The following is a 16,860-nucleotide window of genomic DNA, read 5'->3' as shown; positions in this document are numbered from 1 at the left end:
CGCTCTTGAGAGTCGAGCGGCTTCTGGTCGTTCACTCGCAGGGGTGTCACCAGAGCGTCAGCAGGCGGCCCTGGCACGGGATGCAGAACCAGCTCCCACGCCCGGGCCTGTCCTCAATGCCGTCGTGTTGTGGACCACCGGCATATCGACGGCGCCGTCGTCCAGCTCCGTGCCAAGGGCCACCACTTCAGAGACGAGGACATCACCTCGGCTCTCCCCGCTCAAGCACAAGAACCTCACCCTGCTGAGCCGTTACAGCTTCACCGCCTCCACCCGGCGCGCGCGATAGCTCGGCATGAGCCGGCACATACGAGCCCGTCTCGCCTGTAATCGAGGGCCACACCTCGGATGAGCAACGTTGGAGGGATGCGTATCACGCCGACTCAGGCGAGCCCGTCGTCGGTTCGGCGTCGTTCTGCTCATCCTGAGTCGCAAAGGCGTCAATGGCCCGCGCGATCGCCTCGTCAAGCTCGGCCTGACGTGCGGCAGCCGCGTGCAGGTCGATCCCGGTGATTACATCCTCGTCAGGTCTGCGCGTCGGCGCGTTCAGTCGCAACTCCGCCGGGAACGGTGGCAGGCCAGCCAGCAGAGTGGCCAGCCCTGGATCCTCCATGGTGGCGAGCGACTCCAGTTCTGTCGCCCGGCCAAGAATTCGCCGCAGCTCGGCCTCGATGGCACTCAGATTGAGCGTCTCGCCAGCGACCTCGACCTCCCAGGAGCCGCTGTCGACGCTCCTCATCGGCGGTGGCGGGAAGGACGGCAGCTCCCCCATCTCGACTTGCTCAGCGCTTGGACGAGGATGATGAGCCACCCATTCATCGAGACGCTCGTCGAAGTGCTCGCTTGAGTCCCTTACTTGCCGACCGAGCACAGGCGACGTGTCCGTGACGCCCAGCAGCTCGCACAGATACTGGCCGCGGGCTTGGCGCCACTCCCAGCCTTCCTGGGTCTGCCCCTTGTTCTTTCTCGGTTTGTCGGTGAGCAGGGGAGAGAGCATCTTCGACACCTTGCCCGTGAACATCAGGAACGTCTCCAGTGGGATCCACGCCCGCGCGTCCAGCGGTGTCCGGCTTGCGCAGTCGTAGACCTCAGCGAGCGCAATCTGCGCATACCGGATGTCTCTCGCCAGCCATGTCAGGTAGACCCGTTGTGCCCACTCATCCCAGATCAACATCTCGCTCACAGCACACCATCTTGCACCCGGCCGGCTCGCGACGGCATCCGGATTTGTAACGACAGAACGGTCCAGACCAAGCCGACAATCTGTCGAGTCGGGAGCACGTGTGCCTTGAGACGTCCGGGGAGGATCCAGTCCCCGTCGCAGGACGGTGAGCTCCTCGTGCCGAGCCGTGACGCGCGACAGCGCCTCGGCCAGAAACATCTCCAGTCCAGTGCGCTCCACGTTCACCCGGCTGCCCATGGCTCTTTCCTGGCCGTCAGCCCGGGCAGCCGATGAACTCGATCAGCCTCCAGGCCCACCTACGCGGGATCGGCGTCCTGCCGCGGCGCGACAGAATTGCTGTCTTTAGACAGCCAAAGTCAGTCGTGTGCAGCATGCCGATCTGGGACGGCTAGGTTGAATGCCAACGAATGCGGTCGTTCAGTCGAAGGCGTGGACGATGCTCTCGATGATGGCGTGTACGCCGCTCCAATCGCCGGTGCCGCTGTGCGGCTCGCGTCGGGCTGCCCTGATCTTCTCCTCGAACGCCTTGTGCACCAGACCCTTGTGCGTCTTCGACAGTGCACCCTGGTGTCTCTGCACAGCGGGGATGAAGGCCCCTTGCCGGACTGGCATCAGGGTCCCGTCGGTGGTCAGGACGTCCTTGCCGAGATACATCTCCAGGGAACCGGCAACACCGTTCACGTCTGTCATCGAAACGGTTGAGGACGTCGAATCGGCAGTGGTGGGGTAACTGGCCAGCAGGGGCAAGTCCGGGTAGTGCAAGACCTTGCAGCCCTCAGGGAGCCCCTGCCTCTTCAGTTTGGCGAACGCCTCATGCCCGCCGGCGTCGTTGTCGGCGATAGCCACGAAACGGTTGGCGACGCCGGCCGCGATAAACGCGTTCACAAGGTTCGCGAGCATGCCCACACTGCCCTGGGCCTTCCTTCCTGCGTAGTCGATGAAGCGGACGAAGCCCACGAGGTGCGGATGGGCAATGTGCATGGCATCGGCGAGGAGGCGGGAGTCGGTGCTTCCCTCAGTGAGCACGATCAGCGGGGCATTATCTGGCAGGGCTGCCAGCTGGCTCTCGCGCGTGTGTCTTGCGATGGGCTGGTTCGTGTCCAGGTGCACGCAGCAGCCGGTCAGCTCACCGAGATTCAGTCCGACCCGCATGTCGTCAGGGGCCTGGTCGACAATCAGCCGTATCAGGCTGCGTTTCTCAACGAGGTAATGGATCACCTCGACGTCACTGGCGGTCTCGGCCGACTGCATCTCGTGCTGGAAGTGCTCCTGGGTCGTGACAAACGATGGTTTCGGCCGGATCGCCTGGGCGATGGCAGCGAGTAGTTCGTCGGGCTCGCGCGGGGGTCGGACGAGGTCTTCAAATATCGGCTTGCCCTGCGCTTGCCTTTCTCGCCGCTGGCGCTGTTCCTGGCTTTCATAGAGCTTGCGCCACTGGTCTATGGCCTCTTCCAGGTTGGCGACGGCACGACGCGAGGTGAATCCCTGCAGGTTGAGGCGCTGCCGAAGTGCGCGGGCGGTGGTGTAGTACCCGAGCGCGTACTCGCTCTCGGGCCACTCGTCACCGGGGGTGACCTCTCCGCCGTCAGCGTCGATGAGTTTGCGGTCCGACTCGATGAAGAGCGCCGCCAGTTCCTCGTCGTAGTGATTGCGGGTGTAGAGGAACTGGCAGTCGCCAGCGACCAGATAGGGGTAATGTCCCATCCCCGCAGGATCCCATCCCCATGGGCACGTCGCGCCCCCATTTTTCAAGTGCGGCCGTGGAGCGTCCGATGGTGCGAGTCATGACTGACCATCCGGCGCGGTGTAGAAGGATCTTCCGCTCGCATGCTCTGTGCTGTCGTAGCGGACGGCGAAGGGGGCGGGAATTTCGCAGATGCCAGCTGCTCAACGGCATCCATCACAGGCGGGTTCGTCGTCCGTCGGCGCGAACGGCTCCCCGCAGCGGATGCACTCTTCCATACCGGAGAAGGTCTCGCCGCAGTGGAAACACAGGTCGACCGGCTTCTTGAGTTCGGCCGCGGTAAGCACCCTGCGCACCAGGGCCTCGGCGCCGCAGGTCGGGCACCAGAACACCGGCTTCAGCTCGCCAGGGACCGCTGACCACGTGGTGCGGTCGAGGACCTCGTACGCGTAGGCCAGCGCGATATCGTCGGGCCCGCGCCGGTAGCGGCAGTACCAGCAGTAGCCGCCCTCTTTATCCCCGACGACCAGGGCCAACTGGTCGCAGTCCGGGCACTGGACGGTACGTGACTTTACGGGGTCGATGTGGGGTCGGAGCCGCCGCATTCGCGCCGCGACGTAGCCGCGGATCTCGTCGAGCCCCTTGCGGATGCGGCCCAGATCCTCGGCCGCCTCCCCGTCCAGTGGGGGGAGTTTGGGCAGCAGCTCGGTGTCCACGAAATGGGTCAGAAACTCCAGCACCTCTGCAGCGTTAGCCTCGATGACGCGCCGGTTCACCGTGGCGTCATGGGGGCGGCCGTAGTGCTGGAGCTTGTTGCGGAGCTTGGCCAAGTTCGTGAGGTTCTTGTCCTCCTTCGGGCTGATGGCAACGCCGGCGATGTTAGCGAGGCGGGTCCTGGTCTGCTCCGCCGTGCAGGAGGCCAGGCTGCCGTCGTCCAACTTGCTGCGCTTGGCCTCGCCGGGGTTCGCGAACACCAGGCTCCAGTGCTCCAGCTCCAGCCGGTACTTCAGCAGGCACTCCACGGCGGCCTGCAGGTGCACCACGGCGTACTTCAGCTCCCGGCGGCCAACCTCCTCGCCGCGCAGGTGATCGACCACGCTGACCAAGTAGTCCAGGCCGTTGTCCACCGGCGGGTAGTGCACCTCGGCGGCCAGGTCCTCGCTGCCCGTCGCGAGCACGGCCTGCTCGGCCGGCGCCGCGCCCTCCTTGTCGTCCGTCATCGTGGGCTTGCTCTCCTCTCGGGTCCGCCAGCCCGGTGGTTGACGGCTCATCACGTCGTGCTCCACAGACACTTTGCGGGGCTGACGTCGTAAGTCACCACTCCAGCCAGAACGTCCACACCGGATCTGGTGGTGCGCCCTATGTGACGCGCTGTTCTCCAAGGCTCTGAGCTGCGGGAACAAGCTGTCCCCGATAACCGGCGCCCCCGCTATCCGCCAACTCGTTCTTCAGACCCCAGCCCTCGCCATCGCGCAGGCTCTCGGTTGCCCACGACAAGACCGCCATTCAGCTGTCCGCCGAAGCGGGCGGAACCTGGAACCAATGTGCCCCGGCGGCCACACTCGGTGACATCGGAACCGACCCCGCCTAGGAATCTGCGATGCCTCAACGTTCGAGGCCACACATCGGGGCCGTGTCCTTCAGCGCGGACTGCCGACGCAGGGAGGCTTACGAGGGAAAGGGATGTTCCTCTTGATGGAATGGGCCATCGAGACCGATGAAGAGCAGCTCCATGTAGCCGTCCAATTCCATTGAGCATGCTGGACAGTCGTACATCTCGGGGATCTGGACGGTCGCATCCGGGGCATCCCAGCTTGGATGGCGTCCTTCGGTATGGGCGTGACCCCGAAGGATTGCGTGTGGGTGCTTACACACCAGGCAAGGCAGTACGCCGATTTCCGGTGGTGCGTCATCTGTCCAAGGTCTGACCTGCTCCAAGGCGCGGGAGACACTATCTTCCGCTCCCCATGCGGCGACGACCATCGCGTTTGTCATTGCGGCGATCCCGTGTCGAGCCTCGAAGAGCAGTGCCGAGTAGCGGATCTTGGCGTTTACGGCTCCTCTCGCCACGTTCCACTCATCGGTCATCTGCTGGTTCCTGCGGTCGGACTCCTCAGACTCCTCCTCTCGCTGCCGCCTTCGAACCTCGCCGGCGCGCAGCTCAACCAGATCCATACGCGACCATGCGTACTCTCCCCAGAAGTCACTTACCCTCAGACCCAGGTCACTTAGGACGGCATCGGCTACCGCGACAGCTGTAGCAACGGCGGCGATCGTCTCCTCGGTTGCATGCATGCCCATGTGGGCTATCCCGTTGCGGGCACGCAGCAGCGTGTCGTGTTCCTTCTCGGTGACGGGCAGTTCCATCACATGCCGCGCTCTCTTGAATGCCTCGGCCGCCCCGATAGTCTTCGCCGAAGTCACGGGGCTCGGCGCGGACGCCCCAAGCCCGGCCGCATGCAAGAGCCCGCTCAGGTCCCTTGGTTCCACGATCAGGGCGGGGCTGCGATGGACAAGAACGGCCTTCAGGAGATGCTCATCGGCGATGCCTGCATGCAGCACCGCCATGCCGTTGTCCCCGCGCGAAAACGACGCCAGGGCCCTGTGCATCTGGGCTTTCGCCGTGCGTATGAAGGTGTCCCGGTCCACTGATCGTCCCCTCGCTCGTGACTCGCCGTCGACAGTACGGGGGCAGTGCTGCGACCTCCACCAATATGCGGTGTGCCGCCGCCGAAGCAGCGCGACCTCCGGCCTGCGGTGTCCAACCCTTCGACTGCTACATCAGGTTCATCCGGGTCGAGCTCCTCAACAGCCGACTCTGGTTGTTGCTCGCGGCCGCTGTGACCCAAGCGATCACTCACTGTGTCCGACGCGTCAAGCGGATCGTGAATACGCGCCCTCTCCGCATGCAAGCCCACCGGTCCCGGGGCCGATGCTGACACAGCCACATCCCATCTCCCCGCACTCCGAAGAACGTCAGATAACGGGAAACTTGCGGTGAAAACGACCTCCCATTCGCTCGGTTGTGGCCTTTTCGTGAACGACCTGCCAGTGATACCTCTAGTGGGTCGATCGTGGAAAGTGGCGGCGTTCAGGGGGAGACGTTGGATCCGAGTCAGGGCCCGCGGGGGGCAGAGGGCCAGGCAGGTACCCCATCACTCATCCTCAACTATCCATCGGCCATGCAGTTTCCGGCCATGCCGTCGCCCGAGAAGATCGTCTTTGGCTACGATCCCGACGAGTTCGAGAAGTTCGTCGAAGAGTGGGTGCCCGCGCTGGACAGCCTGTACGTGCGGGTGGTGCGCCAGGGAGGCGCAGGCGACCACGGCATTGACGTGGCCGCGTTCCTCACCCCCCAGGGCCTTGAGGGCCCCTGGCACAACTTCCAGTGCAAGCGCTACAAGACAACGTTGGCTTGGAGCACTGCGGCAGGCGAGATTCGAAAGATGTTCGCGGGCGTGGTCACCGGTGAGTTCATCCTGCCGGAACAGTACACTTTCGTTGCCCCGTCCATCGGCCCCAGTCTGCACCAGGCCCTGCAACGCCCGGCCAGTACCCGCAAGGGCTTCGTGGAGGCGCTGCGCGAGACGACGGACAAGGTCATCACGGATCTGGGCCCGCGGTTGAGGCGCGAGGCCGAGGAGTTGGCGGCTGAGACGCCGTTCGAGATCTTTCAGACCGTCAACATGAAGCAGATGCTTGAACAGCACAAGACCACTGACTTCTGGGTGAGGAGATTCCCGCCAGAGTCCCCGCCCCGCCCAGCCGTCATGGAACCGCCCGAGAAGCCGGAGCCCCGCGAGGCCCGCTACGTGCAGCAACTCGTTCAGGTCTACACGGAGCGCTGGCCCGATGGCGCCAGCACCGTCACCCAGATTGCGCAGCATCCAACGGCTGGCCCTCACTTGCGCCACCAACGTGAAGCATTCTTCAGCGCAGAGTCTCTACGCCGCTTCGGGGAGGAAGCCTACCCCGCGGGCCATTTCGAGGCCATTGTCAAGGACATATACGACGCCGTGGTCGATGTGGCGAGAGATGACCACGCCACGGGGTGGAAGCGCCTACAGGCCGTCACCTCGCAGGCGATCAGTGCCGGGCTGACGCAGACGATCTTCGCTCAGCATGTGAGAACTCTGGACCGTACCGGGGTATGTCATCACCTGGCGAACGAGGACGAGCTCACGTGGTGTGAGGGAGAAGGGACATGAAGCCGCTGAATAGCCCGCTTGAGATTGGCGTGCGGGCCCTGGTGCTGCTCTCAGAGAGCCATCCCGATGCTCTGGATCTTGCCCAGCTCGCTCTCTTGGACCATGCCGTACTGCACAGCGGAGAGTTCGACGGTCCGCCCAGCCTGCACCCAGACCTGCCCGCTCGCTCGGGAGAACTCGGCCTGAAGCGCACGCTCCTCGAACAGGCACTTCTGGTGCTCATCCGCGCCGGCCTGGCGGAACTCGAAGCTGAAGGGACCGGCCTGGTCTACCGAGCCACTGAACGCGGCCCGGCCTTCGTAGACGTTCTCGAAGCCCCATACGTCCTGCGGCTTCGCGAGCGCGCGGAATGGGCCGTCCACCACTGGGCCCCGGACACCGACGTACGTGCCACCACCCGGTCCCTGCTAACGACTCCCGCCGCCTCCGCGACCACCCGTCCTTTCGGGGGCCATCGTGGGTAGTCTCCAGCTGGTCCACCTCACCTACGCTGGCTCGGGCAAGCCATCAGCGCAAATCGTCTTCGGCCCCGAGCTCACCGCGATCTACGGCGCCTCCGACACCGGGAAGACCTTCATCGTCAGGTCTGTCGAGTACATGCTCGGCGGCACCCAACTGACTATGGTCCCGGAGGCCGAGGGATACACCCAGATCCTCCTCGGGCTGCTACTGCCCGACGGCAGCCCGCTGACCCTCGTCCGTCGCCCCGGCACCAACTCCACGCACCTGCATCACGAAGACCTCCGCGACCTGGTCCACCGCCCAGCGGACGCCATCGTGAACTCGGTTCACAACGCCCGCAGCAAGAACAGCCTCTCCGTCCATCTGATGCGTGCAATGGGGCTAGACGATGTCCTCATCCGCAAGAACGAGGCCGGCGGCACTCGCCCCCTGACACTGACCGATTTGGTGCACCTGTCCGTGGTGACAGAGGACCGCATGATCGCCATGCCCTCCCCGGTCCTACGCACCGGCACCGCCACCACCCGCACCGCGGAGACATCGGTCATGCGGTTCCTCCTCACAGGGGAGGGAGACCCCTCCATCGATACCGGGCCCAACGCGGGACAGCGGCGTGTGAACAGGGGACAGATAAATCTTTTGGACCAGCTCGTGATCGACTTGTACGCGAAACTTGAGTCGGACGAGAATGAGCGCGACCTCAAGGACCGCCTGGCACGTGTCAAAACCGCGATCAACGCGCAGAGCACTGCCCTTCGCGAGGCCGACGAAGGTCACCGCGAGGCTGTGCGCGAGCGAATGACACACGCCCGCCGACTGGCGGGGCTGGACGAACGGCTGGCCGAGGTCAACGATCTGCTTGGACGGTTTAGCCTGCTGGAGGACCAGTACCGCTCCGATCTGGATCGTTTGGTCATGGTCAACGAGGCTGGCAGCATCCTCGGCTACTTCCGCGTCGGAACCTGCGTCTTTTGCGGAGCGGATCCCGAGCACCAGCACCCCGGCCACAGCCAGCAGGAGGCCACTCAGCTCCACATTGCGGTGCGGGCGGAGGCCGAGAAGACAACTTCCCTGCTCACCGACCTCCTGCCGACCATCGCCGACCTCGCCAGCGAACAGGAGGAAATCGCCCGGACGTGGCAGGCCGTCAAGGACGACCTAGAGGCGCTGGACGAACTCATCGCCGAAGTCGAGGGTCAGCTCGTACCGCTCAGAGAAGGCCTTCAGGAACTGCTGGACGCGCGATCGGCAGTCGAGCGAGGGCTAGAACTACATGCGCGGATCGCAGAACTTGAGGACAAGCGCTCTCGCCTCGACGGGGAGGGAGCGGTGCCCGCTGCCCGGCCTGCGGAGTACATCGCCGCCGGGGTCGTCAACGACTTCGACTCAGTCCTCCAACACACGCTGGGCAGCTGGGAAGTCCCGGCAGTCGACAACTCCGGGTACGACCAGTACAACGCCGAGATCCGGGCCGGGGGTCGCCCACGTGCTGGCCGTGGCAAGGGGGTGCGATCCGTATTGCATTCGGCCTTCACTACGTCCCTGGCCCGCTTCTGCATGGAACGAGACCTTCCCCATCTCGGCTTCGTCGTCCTGGACTCCCCTGTGGTCACCTACCGCCAGCCGGTGAAGTACACCCCACAGGACCCCGACCTACCTGACGTGCGCATCACATCCACCGTCGTAGAGCGCTTCTACGGGGACATGCTTGCCTTTCCCGGACAGGCTGTGATCATCGAGAATGGCGATCCGCCCATCGGAGTCCTCTCCGAAGCCACCACCTACAATTTCACCGCCGCCGACGGCCGCCCTGGCTTCCTCCTGTGAACCCCGTCAATCCCAGGATCAGTAGGGCTGGCGCTTCAGCAACAAAGCCGAGGAATCCGGTGCTCTGCTGGATAACTCTAGGGTTGTGCGTCTGCTGGTTGGACCGCACGTGAGGCACCTGGACTCCCGCGGTCGGTGTCGCACTCGGGCCGTGCTCGGAACCACCACTCAAGACGGTACCGAGCGTGAAAAGCGGGCGCAGTTGTGATCAATGTGAACTGCCTCTGTCAGCCCAAGGGGCTGTGGGCCCTGGACCTGAGCGGCTGGACAGTGAGGGCGCCAGCCGCGGTGTGTTCGGCTCGCAGGAGTTGGTTGTCGTGATGTAGGGCGGCGATGACGGTGGCAGCCGCGGCCAGCTGCTGGTGCAGGTCAGTGATCTCGCGTTTGGCTTGGGCGAGTCTGTGCCGCAGGCCGCGGATGCCAGTGTCGCGGCGGGCTTCGCCGGGAGTCAGGGTGCCGTGGGCGGCGGTATGGGCATCCCAATCAGCCAGCACGTCTTTGGCCCGGAACATCGTGGCTGGGCTGACCCCGGCCTCCTGGGCGAGGCTGTCCTTGGTCAGCCGTCCATCGGTGCGAGCCGGCTTCCCAGCGAAGAGTCGGGCCATGGCCTCGCGCAGGGCTGTTTCGGTGCGGGCGGAGACACCCGTGCTGGTGGTCATCGGGGAACCTTCCGCAGGAGTGTCTGGACGTCGGCCAGCTGCTGTTCGAGCGCGGCCCGTCGCCCGGCGGGCAGGCCGGGGGTGTCCAAGAGCTTGAGCAGGGTGCGGTCTTCGCTGTCCCAGATCGCGACGTGCTGGATGTCGAGCATGCTGTAGTCGCAGCGTTCGGGGCGGCAGCGGTCGGGCAGCGGACCGGTGTGTCCGGGCGGGATCACAGCGTTCTCCAGGCAGAGGGCGCCGACGGGGTTGGCGGCGTCGAAGAGGCAGTTGTTCAACGTCCCGAAGCGGATGGAGATGCGGGCCTTCTTGAGCATCGCCTCCTCGACGACGGCGTCGCCGCCGTGGGCAGCGACGGTGTCGCGGATCTTGCTGAAGGTGCGGGTCAGCTGTTCGGCGCCGGGGCCGGAGCCGATAGGCCGACCGGTCTTGTGAGTGTCGAAGAGTTCCTGCAGGTTGCGGAACCGGGCCGCCTCGACGGCGTAGTCAAGATGTTGCGCCCACGATGCGTTACTCGCCGCGTAGCCCTGGGTGGTGCGGTTAGCCAGGGCCCTGGCGGCGGCGTGCTTGAGCTGGATGCCCAACGCGATCTCGGAGCCGGGGAACTGGTCGGTGAGCATGCTCATGGTGCGGCGGAACATGTGTGGGGCGACCCGGCCTTCGGGGATCGACTCCAGGCCGGTCAGCGCGGTCATCGCGTTGATGTGTTTGATGAAGGCGGCCATGCGCTCGGTGGCCGAGAAGGTCTCGCCAAAGCCGGTGCGGCTGCGGACGCCGGTGAAGATCCGTTCGGGGTGCGGGGTCAGCTCCTCGGCCGTGGCAATGGCGCGGGCGACCGGCTCGATGATCCACCAGTGTTTGACGGGGAAGTCTTCCTGCCCCTTGATCAGCGCGGAGGTGATTGCCGGGGCCCCGTAGTGCTGGACGACCGAGCCCTTGGTGATCTCGTGGACCTCCCCGTCGCGCATCATGCTGAGCGCCGAGACGAAGACGAAGCAGGCGACCCGCAACGTGCGGATCTCCGCCTGGAGGCAGCGCGGGTCCAGGCCCGGATGCCAGGGTCCGGTGGTGCCGTCGGGCCGGGTGACCGTCGCGTACGAGTCGATCAGACTCGCTGGCCGGCACTGGCCCCGCTCGACTGCGGCCAGGGCGAGCTTTCTGGGAACGGTCTTGCCGGCGACCAGGGCATGGGACCGGGCGGGGTCGTAGCCGATCTGCCAGGCCAGCAGGTTCCAGTGGACGCCGCCGACGTCGCGGATCGCAGGCTCGTGGGCATGATGCAGAGGAACGCGGTTGCGGGGATCGTCCAGCCACCGATGAAGTCGGAACGCGGCTGTCCCGCTGCCGCCCTGGCTCGCGTTCACCCGCAGCCTCTCGTAGGTGCGGTCCGCTAGCAGGATGTCCGGGCCGAACCGGTCGATGTAGGTCCAGGAGGCGTTGATCAGCGGGAACCAAATGTCCGGCGGGATGACCGGGGTGGAGATCTCCCGGCTGGTCTTGGTCCAGGTCACCCCGGCCGCCGCGCGCGAGGACATGCCCTGCCAGGGATCGGTGGGAAGTCCTCCCCCAGTCAGTAGCGGCCCGCAGCGGTGCAGTTCGCGGATCGCCTTGACATGGGTGAGAGCGGTGTCTGCAGTGATCCGCTCCTTCAACTGGGCTAGGTAGGCGTGCAGGTGATGGTCCCGCCATGTCGCCAGGTCCGGCGAGAGCCCCCGCTCGGCCGCCCAGGCCGCCAGGGTCCTCATCGCGCTGAGCACGAGTACGACCGAGCGCGGGTCGTTGGGCCGGCGGGGTGCGGGGATGCCCGATGCCAGCACCAGCGGGTGGCGGGGGTTGAGCTCGATCATCGCGACCTCGCGGGCCCGCAGCTTCCACGGGCCCTCGAACCGGGTGAACATCAGCTTCCAGCCGCCTGGGGTCAGGTTCGCCGGACGGCGCAGGACGTCGTTGAAGTCCCAGTTCTCGCTGTTACCGAACCTTGGGCTGTGTGTGCCGGCCAACAGGGTGTGGGAGGCCAGGACCGGCTCGCCGTCGGAGAATGCGGGGCGGGTGCGGGCCAGGGAAAGGGGGTGGTTCACGCGTCGAACTCCGCTCGTGCGGCTAGAGCGTGTCTCTTTGATCGGTTGGTCAGTTGATCGGATATGTCCGTCCGATTGGTGATCACTGATGCGATGTGACCGGATCGAGCCCTTGACGCCGGCCGATCCGGTTCGTGGTCGGCGGTGGGCCGATCATCGCCGAACCCTGGAGGCCATCGCGTGGAAGTACCGCACCTGCTCGCCCTCGCGGGACCTGCCGGTCGAGCTCGGCTCGTTCCAGACCGCTCACAAACGACTGATCAGGTGGGCCGTGGACGGCACCTGGGAACGCATACTCGCCGCGTTCCTGGCAGCGGCCGACGACGCTGACGACATCGGCTGGACCGTGTCGGTGGACTCCACCGTCTGCCGCGCTCACCAGCATTCCGCCGGAGCCCGGAAAAAGGGGCTCTCGGCCGGGCCGAACCCGACGACCACGCGCTCGGGCGTTCCCGCGGCGGCCTGAGCACGAAGGTCCATCTCGCCAGTGACGCCCATGCACGACCTCTGGCCCTCCGCGTCACCGCAGGCCAGGCGGGTGACGCCCCGGCCTTCGAGACCGTCATGGCCGCCATCCGCGTTCCGCGAAGCGGCCCTGGAAGACCAAGGACCCGCCCCGATGCCGTCCTCGCGGATCGCGCGTACTCATCCCGCGCGATCCGAAGTCACCTCCGCCAACGCAGAATCCGCGCTGTCATCCCCCAGCCCTCCGACCAGATCGGTCACCGGCTGCGGCGAGGCAGTGCGGGCGGTCGCCCGCCGACTTTCGACGCGGAGTCGTACAAGCAGCGCAACGCGGTCGAGCGATGCATCAACCGGCTCAAGCAGTGGCGCGGCCTGGCCATGCGGACCGACAAGCTCGCCATCGCCTACCAGGCCGCGCTCCAACTCGCCGCGATCCTTATCTGGGCACGGCAATAGCCCGCTCAGCGATCGACCACCCAACGTGCGTCCGCAGGCCAAGAACCCGTGCCAACGATGTGCTCCACGAGCCTGAATGCCTCACGGATGGGGACGGTGTCCTCATCTGGATACTCGTCGCCCTGCCCGCTGGAGAGGACGAACCCGTCACTCGACCCCGCAGTTCCGGGGGCCACGGCGTGCTCGCCGGGATCACCCTCGCCTTTGAGCAGCACAACCATCGCCCGCTCGGCATTCGTCACGAAGGCCAGCAACCGTCCAGACGAACTGGTCAGCCATGTCTTAAGCTGCCCGTGGTCCATCCTCGACCGAAGAGCCTCCACCACCCCCGCCGACGACACAGGGACAGGTCTGTCGTCATTGATCACCCAAGACTCGATCACGAGCACGACGATCTCACGGACGGATCCAAGAGACAGGCTCTAGGGGAAGCTGAAGGCTCACGCCGCCGTCGGCGATGTGCTGGCGGGCGGTGGCGATCTCTTGATCGGTGCGGTCAGCCAGGACTGCCTCCAGGTTGGTGGCGGTCTGCCCCCAGAGGGTGTGGAAGTGCACCGGGCTCAGCCGCCGTCGCATCGCCTCCAAGTGGTCGGCGAACAGCAGCAGCTGGGGCAAGTTCGACGGCAGAATCCAAGCGTTGCGGCATTCCAGGCACCGAAGCGGTGCGACCGCGCAGAGCTGACCGCGTGCGGAGAACGGCGAGTCGAAGGGGTCACGGCAGCTGGTGACGCCCATGTCCAGGGCCCCGGCCCGCAGGTCCTCGGCCTGCTCAGGGGTGAGCCCGAGCCCGGCCAGGGCCGAGCTCGGGGAGGACGCCGCGGCGTCGTCCAGGACCACCGGCCCCGCCGTCGCCTTGTCGAACCACGCCTGCTGGGCGGAGGTGATCACTTTCCCCGAGACCACCCGCAGCGTGGTGCCCTGCCCGTAGTGGCCGCGGAAGGTCTCCTCATGATGGTCATCGGCGATGTCGGCGATGCGGCCGCCGAACGCGATGGCCTTCTCCACCTTCGTCGACTTCCGTAGCCGCCGGACATCGGCCAAGCCCTCCACTTCCAGGCCGACCTTGTCCAGCCAACCCCGAAACGACTGGCGCGGGCCGCCGCAGGGGTTGAACTGGCAGACGTTGACCTCCCAAACCTTCATCGACATGGACGCCTGCATGAACAACGGCGCCGGACGCTCCTGGGCCCTCTCCCGCAGCGGTGCGGTCACCTCCAGCAGTCGCCGCAGGATCTCCGACACCTCCAGACGGGGCCGGTCGGAATGGATCTGCACCTCTTCCTCGGTCCCGGCCGGAGCGATCCGGGTGAAGGCCCGGCGGCGAATCCGCCGGGCCCGATGCTTGGTCAGCGTGAGGCGGACCCCGTTCTCGACGACCTCCACGTCGTCCTCGTCCAGGCTTGTCAGCTCCTCCGGAGCATGCCCGGTCGCGGCCACCAGCAGCACCCGGAAGGCGTGCAGGTCTCGCTGCGTGGGATAGAGCATCTCCAGCAACGCGAGGATCAGGAAGTAGACCCGCATGCTCGGGCGGACGTCCTCACGTACCACCAGAGCGGACAGCTCCGCCGGCCACAACCCGCGCAACTGCCGCGCGATCTCCCTCGGGGTGACAGCCTCATTGGCCAGTCCCCAGAGCAGGTTAGGCAGGCTCAGCCACCCGTGCTCAGCCGGGTGGCCGCCGGTGGCGGCCAGCGCCCGCCCGGCGGCCAGGCGCTTGGCTAGGTCTCCGCTGTCCTTCCAAACCGCATGCACCAGCGCGGCCTTGTCCTTGCGGGAGAACTCATCGAGCTCGCGCGAGCTGCCCCAGTGCAGCGTGTGCTGCCCCGCGGCCAGGCCCCCGAGGCCCGGATCAACCAGCCGGTCGGGATGCTGGCCCCGCCGGTTGATCAGTGTGCGGATCGCGGATGCCATCACCGCCGGCCGAGTCGAGCCGAGCGGTGACCGCGCGGGCAGCTGCCTCTCCCAGGCCAGCGGCACTACCGCCAGGTCCGGGTCCGGCTGGGCCATGGACGCCTGCGGCGCTCGCTCACCCAGCAGCCCGTCGGCGAACCGGCAGAAAGTCTCGATCGCCTGCCTGTAGTTGCGGGTTGTACCGACCCGCACCCGCGAGACCTCGACGAACTCAACCCATTCATCGGCCAGTTCCTCCGCCAGGCTGCGGCAGGCATAGCCCGTCGGGTCGAACGGCGAGGGACGCACGACTCCCCGGACGTCGGCTGTCATCGCCTGCCGAATACCGACCCTCGCCACCGGATCCTTCGGCGCCTGATGGTGAAAGTCCCGGGGCCGTTCACCGCGTCTCGGCATGCTTCGCCTCCATCCCCAGCGCCCGCAGGGCGATGTCCGCGTAGGTGTCGCCGTCCGCCGCACTCCACTCCGCGAACGCGGCGTCCACGTAGTGCATCGGCTCTTCCCAGATAACGCAGGTACTCATAGGTGATAGCTGGCGACGAGTGCCCCAACCTGCGGCTGACGATCAGCAGCGGGTTGAACGCGATGTGGTCGGCCACCGACATCCCGCCCCGGACCGCTGCCTCCCGCTCCAGAGCCCGCCGCATCAGGAAGGCCAGCAGCCGCAGCGCGAAGGTGTGCCTCAGATCATGGAAGCGCCATCGCTTCACAGGGAGCATCGGCGCCCGCAGATCGTCGCGGACGGCCGCCATCCGGTCCCAAGCCAGATGCCGGATGCGGTCCCATGACGAGGCCGACAGCAGCGTGCTGCCGTGCCCGACGAACACCGCCAGCGGCTCCAGCCCGTGCGGCCCCTCATGCACCGTCAGCCACCGCAGCTTCGGCGCCATGGCCGACCATGCGAACTCCCGCTCCCGACCCTGCCACCGCCCGCGCAACTGGCCCCGCGCGTAGTCGATCTCAATCACCACCAGCAACTCGCGGTGACGCCGCTCCAACGTGCGGGCCATCGGCGCCACGATCTCCGGACGCTCCAGCAGCACAAAGGTGTCCACCGACGACAGTGCGTCCGGCGGGACGTAGGCGGTGCGGCGCTTCTTGTATTTCGCGCATGCCTGCAACACGAACTCGACCGGCTCCCCAGCCCGGCGCATCCCGACCGCCAGCTCCGGCAGCAGCACCGTCGATCATTCCTGAAGCCGCATCCCGCTTGTCAGCGCCAGATCAGCTGCCGCCCGTTTCCGCTGCGGGGCCCACCCCCGAAAAGCCCGGTCCACACTTCCATCGGGCCGCTGACCGCCCAACCCCACATCGCGAAAGAACCGATACTGGTCCAGCGCCAGGTGCCGGATTTCCATATCCCGACTCATCCCGCTCGCCAGCGGATTGCGATTTCCTCTGGGCAACCGCGACCTGCCAGCGGAATTGTGGTTGCCCATACGCAAGGGTGAGATCCGCCGAAACCCCTGCTCGACCAGCCAGCCGAACAGCGAATTGATGACCGATGCCTCGCGGTCCCAGGTCGCGCCGCCCACCGGGTAGTCCTGAAGCTCGATGCGCGAGCGGCGGTAGGCCACCAGGTCTGGCTCCGTCGCCGTACCAAGATCCCGTCCCCGCTCAACCAGGAACTCCATCAACCGCAGCACGATGTACGCGTACGGCCGCAGCGTGCCCTCCGGATCACGCCCCATGTATGCCAGGTGCCGAAACCACATACAGGCCGGCTCTACTGGTCGCAGCCCCTCATCCACGATCACCGGCAGGCCATCAGGCAGGGCTCGGTAATCGAGCAGACCCACCGCCTGCACACCTACCCCGTCGAACAGAAACGGCCGCTGCTGTACCTGAGCCCGGCTCACGAAGAACAGATCCACTACCCCTCCGGCTGAGAGACATCACAACCATGAGGAGTAACGACCTTCCGCACTTC

The 16,860-nt window shown here is 66.1% G+C and carries 14 protein-coding genes and 1 pseudogene; 5 read left to right on the top strand and 10 right to left on the bottom strand.

The window, feature by feature from the left end:
- Positions 1-103: 103 nt before the first annotated feature.
- Positions 104-283: pseudogene (locus tag ACZ4FH_RS18850) on the top strand (Tn3 family transposase); the annotation flags it as partial.
- A 90-nt stretch (positions 284-373) separates the two neighbouring features.
- Here ACZ4FH_RS18850 and ACZ4FH_RS18845 read toward each other — a convergent pair.
- The 4 genes from ACZ4FH_RS18845 to ACZ4FH_RS18830 all read right to left on the bottom strand — a co-directional run bounded on the left by ACZ4FH_RS18845 (position 374) and on the right by ACZ4FH_RS18830 (position 5,516).
- The gene (locus ACZ4FH_RS18845) at positions 374-1,183 is read right to left on the bottom strand and encodes a hypothetical protein (RefSeq protein WP_467305948.1); all 810 of its coding nucleotides are present in this window, start codon (positions 1,181-1,183) and stop codon (positions 374-376) included.
- A gap of 417 nt (positions 1,184-1,600) precedes the next feature.
- Positions 1,601-2,887: a HEPN/Toprim-associated domain-containing protein gene (locus ACZ4FH_RS18840; RefSeq protein WP_467305946.1), complete on the bottom strand. Its 1,287-nt coding sequence runs from the start codon at positions 2,885-2,887 to the stop codon at positions 1,601-1,603.
- A 183-nt stretch (positions 2,888-3,070) separates the two neighbouring features.
- On the bottom strand, positions 3,071-4,087 hold the full coding sequence (locus ACZ4FH_RS18835) for a hypothetical protein (protein WP_467305944.1): 1,017 nt from the start codon (positions 4,085-4,087) through the stop codon (positions 3,071-3,073).
- A gap of 448 nt (positions 4,088-4,535) precedes the next feature.
- Entirely contained in the window at positions 4,536-5,516 is a 981-nt protein-coding gene (locus tag ACZ4FH_RS18830; RefSeq protein WP_467305942.1) for a hypothetical protein, read from the bottom strand.
- 533 nt (positions 5,517-6,049) lie between these two features.
- Here ACZ4FH_RS18830 and ACZ4FH_RS18825 point away from each other — a divergent pair.
- Genes ACZ4FH_RS18825 through ACZ4FH_RS18815 form a run of 3 tightly spaced genes read left to right on the top strand, consistent with a single transcriptional unit; the run spans position 6,050 to position 9,364 of the window.
- Entirely contained in the window at positions 6,050-7,075 is a 1,026-nt protein-coding gene (locus ACZ4FH_RS18825) for an ABC-three component system protein (protein ID WP_467305941.1), read from the top strand.
- Positions 7,072-7,539 (top strand): ABC-three component system middle component 2, encoded by a 468-nt coding sequence (locus ACZ4FH_RS18820; RefSeq protein ID WP_467305940.1) that lies wholly within the window; start codon positions 7,072-7,074, stop codon positions 7,537-7,539. Before ACZ4FH_RS18825 ends, ACZ4FH_RS18820 begins: the two co-directional genes overlap by 4 nt.
- Complete coding sequence (locus ACZ4FH_RS18815) at positions 7,532-9,364, top strand: hypothetical protein (RefSeq protein ID WP_467305938.1); 1,833 nt, start codon at positions 7,532-7,534, stop codon at positions 9,362-9,364. Before ACZ4FH_RS18820 ends, ACZ4FH_RS18815 begins: the two co-directional genes overlap by 8 nt.
- Before the next feature lie 227 nt (positions 9,365-9,591).
- On the opposite strand, the gene ACZ4FH_RS18810 is transcribed toward ACZ4FH_RS18815, so the two are convergent.
- Together ACZ4FH_RS18810 and ACZ4FH_RS18805 are read right to left on the bottom strand one after the other, a co-directional pair.
- Positions 9,592-10,023, bottom strand: a complete 432-nt coding sequence (locus ACZ4FH_RS18810; protein ID WP_467305936.1) for a hypothetical protein — start codon at positions 10,021-10,023, stop codon at positions 9,592-9,594.
- On the bottom strand, positions 10,020-12,098 hold the full coding sequence (locus ACZ4FH_RS18805) for an integrase (RefSeq protein ID WP_467305934.1): 2,079 nt from the start codon (positions 12,096-12,098) through the stop codon (positions 10,020-10,022). Before ACZ4FH_RS18805 ends, ACZ4FH_RS18810 begins: the two co-directional genes overlap by 4 nt.
- An 88-nt stretch (positions 12,099-12,186) precedes the next feature.
- Between ACZ4FH_RS18805 and ACZ4FH_RS18800 the strand changes: the two genes are divergently transcribed.
- Positions 12,187-13,019 (top strand): IS5 family transposase gene (locus ACZ4FH_RS18800; protein ID WP_467305933.1). Its coding sequence is split into 2 segments (ribosomal slippage): positions 12,187-12,514 and positions 12,514-13,019, totalling 834 coding nucleotides; the frame shifts between segments, so codons are not numbered across the junction.
- A 5-nt stretch (positions 13,020-13,024) separates the two neighbouring features.
- Here ACZ4FH_RS18800 and ACZ4FH_RS18795 read toward each other — a convergent pair.
- From ACZ4FH_RS18795 to ACZ4FH_RS18780, 4 genes are read right to left on the bottom strand one after another with little or no spacing between them, the layout of a single operon-like run.
- Positions 13,025-13,408 carry a hypothetical protein gene (locus ACZ4FH_RS18795; protein ID WP_467305931.1) on the bottom strand — a complete coding sequence of 128 codons (384 nt, stop codon included), beginning with the start codon at positions 13,406-13,408 and terminating at the stop codon, positions 13,025-13,027.
- A gap of 7 nt (positions 13,409-13,415) precedes the next feature.
- Entirely contained in the window at positions 13,416-15,242 is a 1,827-nt protein-coding gene (locus tag ACZ4FH_RS18790; protein WP_467305929.1) for a hypothetical protein, read from the bottom strand.
- Positions 15,239-16,111, bottom strand: coding sequence for a hypothetical protein (locus tag ACZ4FH_RS18785; RefSeq protein WP_467305928.1), 873 nt, complete (start codon positions 16,109-16,111; stop codon positions 15,239-15,241). The genes ACZ4FH_RS18790 and ACZ4FH_RS18785 overlap by 4 nt, the downstream gene beginning before the upstream one ends.
- A 6-nt stretch (positions 16,112-16,117) precedes the next feature.
- Complete coding sequence (locus tag ACZ4FH_RS18780) at positions 16,118-16,804, bottom strand: site-specific integrase (RefSeq protein ID WP_467305926.1); 687 nt, start codon at positions 16,802-16,804, stop codon at positions 16,118-16,120.
- Positions 16,805-16,860 lie beyond the last annotated feature (56 nt).

It is taken from the genome of Streptomyces sp. NPDC024555 (assembly GCF_055559335.1).
This window is presented reverse-complemented; position numbering and strand designations above follow the sequence as displayed.

Excerpts from the sequence above, each read along its gene's own strand:
- ACZ4FH_RS18810 (WP_467305936.1), bottom strand. The coding sequence starts at position 10,023 with ATGACCACCAGCACGGGTGTCTCCGCCCGCACCGAAACAGCCCTGCGC.
- ACZ4FH_RS18840 (WP_467305946.1), bottom strand. The coding sequence starts at position 2,887 with ATGGGACATTACCCCTATCTGGTCGCTGGCGACTGCCAGTTCCTCTAC.
- ACZ4FH_RS18835 (WP_467305944.1), bottom strand. The coding sequence starts at position 4,087 with ATGACGGACGACAAGGAGGGCGCGGCGCCGGCCGAGCAGGCCGTGCTC.
- ACZ4FH_RS18825 (WP_467305941.1), top strand. The coding sequence starts at position 6,050 with ATGCAGTTTCCGGCCATGCCGTCGCCCGAGAAGATCGTCTTTGGCTAC.
- ACZ4FH_RS18820 (WP_467305940.1), top strand. The coding sequence starts at position 7,072 with ATGAAGCCGCTGAATAGCCCGCTTGAGATTGGCGTGCGGGCCCTGGTG.
- ACZ4FH_RS18790 (WP_467305929.1), bottom strand. The coding sequence starts at position 15,242 with ATGACAGCCGACGTCCGGGGAGTCGTGCGTCCCTCGCCGTTCGACCCG.